The sequence below is a fragment of the Mesorhizobium sp. B2-7-2 genome (assembly GCF_006440775.1).
In the GTDB taxonomy this organism is placed as follows: Bacteria; Pseudomonadota; Alphaproteobacteria; order Rhizobiales; family Rhizobiaceae; genus Mesorhizobium.
The window spans coordinates 1-3,231 of record NZ_VFTZ01000056.1 but is presented as its reverse complement, the minus strand read 5'-3'; the positions used below and the strand labels follow the sequence as shown (position 1 = coordinate 3,231).

The 3,231-nt window shown below is 62.8% G+C and carries 3 protein-coding genes; all 3 read left to right on the top strand.

The window, feature by feature from the left end:
* The first annotated feature begins 55 nt into the window (after window positions 1-55).
* The 3 genes from FJ425_RS31385 to FJ425_RS31375 are packed head-to-tail and all read left to right on the top strand — an operon-like array spanning window position 56 to window position 3,227.
* Window positions 56-1,294 carry a site-specific integrase gene (locus FJ425_RS31385; protein ID WP_084016273.1) on the top strand — a complete coding sequence of 413 codons (1,239 nt, stop codon included), beginning with the start codon at window positions 56-58 and terminating at the stop codon, window positions 1,292-1,294.
* A complete protein-coding gene (locus FJ425_RS31380; protein ID WP_064995509.1) occupies window positions 1,291-2,223 on the top strand; it encodes a tyrosine-type recombinase/integrase in 933 nt (310 codons plus the stop codon). Before FJ425_RS31385 ends, FJ425_RS31380 begins: the two co-directional genes overlap by 4 nt.
* A complete protein-coding gene (locus tag FJ425_RS31375) occupies window positions 2,220-3,227 on the top strand; it encodes a tyrosine-type recombinase/integrase (RefSeq protein WP_064995508.1) in 1,008 nt (335 codons plus the stop codon). Before FJ425_RS31380 ends, FJ425_RS31375 begins: the two co-directional genes overlap by 4 nt.
* The last annotated feature ends 4 nt before the right edge of the window (window positions 3,228-3,231 follow it).

Here is a 3,231-nt window from a genome sequence, read left to right as displayed (position 1 = left end):
CATGCCTCTCTGACGGACGCGGGATCCCCCTGCGCCGCAATGCTGGAGGGGCAATATGCTCGACTTCTATTTTTCGTATCGTGGGGTACTCAAGCGCCTGCGTAGCGGTGCGCTCGGCGGCGAGATGGATCGCCTCGCGGAGCATTTTTTCACGCTTGGTTATAAGCGAGCGTCCGCCAAGATTTACCTGAGCCGGATTGCGCGCTTTAGCCAGTTTGCCGCGACGCGCTGTGGTCCGATGCCGATCCATCAGGATGTCGTCGATAGCTATTTGTCCACGTTTACGACGGATTCTCCACGCATTGGAGCAGTGTCGGCGCTGGGACACGCACTGCGAGTGGCTCCGGAGCGATTCATTGCTTCCGTTCCCAGTGTAGATGCTGACCCGGATAATCCGCTTCTGGCCTCCTTTTCGGACTATCTGCGCAGGGTGCGGGGCCTGGAGCCGAAGACCCGCGAAGGCGTTCTTCTGGGCGGTCGCCGCTTTTTGGATTGGTTCCGCCATCACCATCCCGGCCAGGACCTCGAGGCGTTGGCGGCTGAGCACGTCCTCGCTGCTGTCGAGCATCGGCTGTCACTATCGGCGACCTCCAGCAGCCGCACGGCAGCGACTTCTCACATCCGAACATTTCTTCGGTTTTTGTATTGGGCTGGCCACCATCGCCAAGATCTCGCCCGCGTTGTCCCAAGGACGCCCTCTTGGCGTTTGGCACATTTGCCGCCGCGCCTTGCATGGGATGACGTTCGGCAGGCGATCGATGCGATCGGCGCAACGACGCCGGTCGACATCCGCGATCGAGCCGTCTTGCTGCTGCTCGCCACCACCGGCATTCGCAACGGCGAGTTACGCGCCATTCGGCTGAAGGATATCCACTGGCGTACTGGCGAGGTTTTTGTCCGGCGCACCAAGGGCAAGCGTGATCGGGTGGTACCACTCCTCGAGGAGACCGGCGCCGCACTCGCCGATTACATCCTGCGCGCTCGACCGAAGGTGGATAGTCCGTATCTGTTCCTGTCCTTCGCGCCGCCGCTGGGGCCGTTCAAGTGCGCGTCGCCTGTTTCGAGGATCGTGCGGAAGCGGTTGCGGCATGGCGGGGTCGAACTCGGGCGGGTCGCAGGTGCGCATCTCCTGCGCCACAGCCTTGCCACCCAGCTCGTCAGGCAGCGAAGGCCAATCAACGAGGTCGCCGATCTTCTTGGCCACCGGAGCATCAACACAACGGCGCTGTACGTGAAGGTTGCGGCCTCGCAACTCGCCGAGGTCGCACTCCCCTTTCCGGGAGGCGCGGCATGACCGCGTTTACCCGATTCCTCGGCGAGAAGGCCGAGCGTTACATCGAACTGCGCCACTCGCTCGGCTACTCTTTCAGCAAACAAGCTGGCACGTTGCGGGCTTTCGTCCGCTACGTTGAACGCGCTCAGTTCGATGCGCCCGCCACCCGGACGATGGCGCTGGACTTCGTCCTGTCGTTCGGCGGCGCCGCCAACAGCCGCACCACTCGTCACGGCGTGCTCCGCCGATTCTACGAGTATCTCGCCGTCTATGACGCCCAAACGGAGACCTTGGAGCGTAGAGTCTTTCCCAGATCCAGGGCGATTCCGCCGCCGCGGATCCTCAGCGAGTCAGAGTTGGCGTCGCTCATCGACGCATGTGCGCGCATTTCGCCAGGCATCCCTCTCAGGGGGCGGACGATGGCAACGCTGATCGGATTGTTAGCAAGCTCGGGACTGCGATCTGGCGAAGTGGTCAGGCTTGATCGTTCCGACGTCGATCTGACCAGCGGGGTTCTTCTGGTTCGGAAGACGAAGTTCCGCAAGGACCGTCTCGTTCCAGTTCACACGACGACCCAGGCTGCCCTTCGCCATTACGCCCGTGAGCGTGACGCCGCTTTTCCCACGCCCAAGGACCAGGGCTTCTTCCTCAGCTCTCGTGGCAACCGCCTCTCAGCGACCGGCCTGCAAAACGGTTTTGCCGAGGTCCGCAAGCTCGCCGGCCTTGATGGCGGTAAGCCCTTAAGGCCGCACGATCTCAGGCACCGGTTCGCCGTGACCCGCCTCAGCTTCTGGCACCAACAGCGCGCAGACGTTCAGGCGCTGCTCCCGTTGCTCGCCACATATCTCGGCCACGCCAGCTACAGCGATACCGCTTACTACCTCACTGGTTCGACGGATCTTCTCGCCATTGCGGCGGACCGCGCTTTCCTCGATGGAGGTGCAGCATGAGCGAACATCTTCTCCTGGCGCCGCTCCTGGAATCCTACTTTCGCCGGCGCTTGACCAAGCAGCGCAACGCCACTCCCGCGACTGTCGCGAGCTATCGCGACGCCTTGCGCATGCTGATCCTCTTTGCCGCCGCCAGGTTGCGGAAGAGGCCGGCGGCGTTGGTGCTCGAAGATCTCGATCGAGACCTCGTTCTCGCCTTTCTCGACGAACTCGAGGAGAAGCGGAACAACACCGTCGCCACGCGCAATGCCCGACTAGCTGCGATACGATCTTTCTTCCACCATGTGGCAGCGGCCGACCCGGCGTCCTTTGGTGTCGCGCAACGCGTGCTGACGATTCCCACAAAACGGGCGCACATTGAGGTGACGCGCCACCTCACCAACGCAGAAGTGGACGCAATCATTGCGGCGCCCGATCAGAGGACGCCCCGTGGTCGGCGCGACCGCGCGTTTCTGCTGTTCCTGGCGCGGACCGGCGCGCGGGTCTCCGAAGCCATTGGTGTCAATGCTGACGACCTTCAGTTGGAACGCCCGCGTTCGCAGGTGCTGTTGCACGGTAAGGGGCGCAGAGATCGCGTCATCCCCGTTTCTCAGGATTTGGCGAGAGCGCTGGCGGCCTTGTTGCGCGAACGCGGAATCGCCAACCTCGAACCACGACCGATCTTTGTCGGCGCCCACAATGAGCGCCTGACGCGCTTCGGGGCGACCCACATCGTACGACGAGCGGCGGCCAAGGCAGTGGCCATTAGGCCGGACTTGGCCGAAAAGCCCATATCGCCACACATCTTCCGGCACTCCCTCGCCATGAAGCTTCTCCAGTCCGGCGTGGATCTTTTGACGATTCAAGCCTGGCTCGGGCACGCACAGGTCGCCACCACCCACCGCTATGCCGCCGCGGATGTCGAGATGATGCGCAACGGAATCGAAAAGGCGGGCATCGAGGGCAATTACGGGGCGCGCTTCCGGCCCACCGATGCCGTTCTGCAACTGCTGAACAGCATCTAAGCTA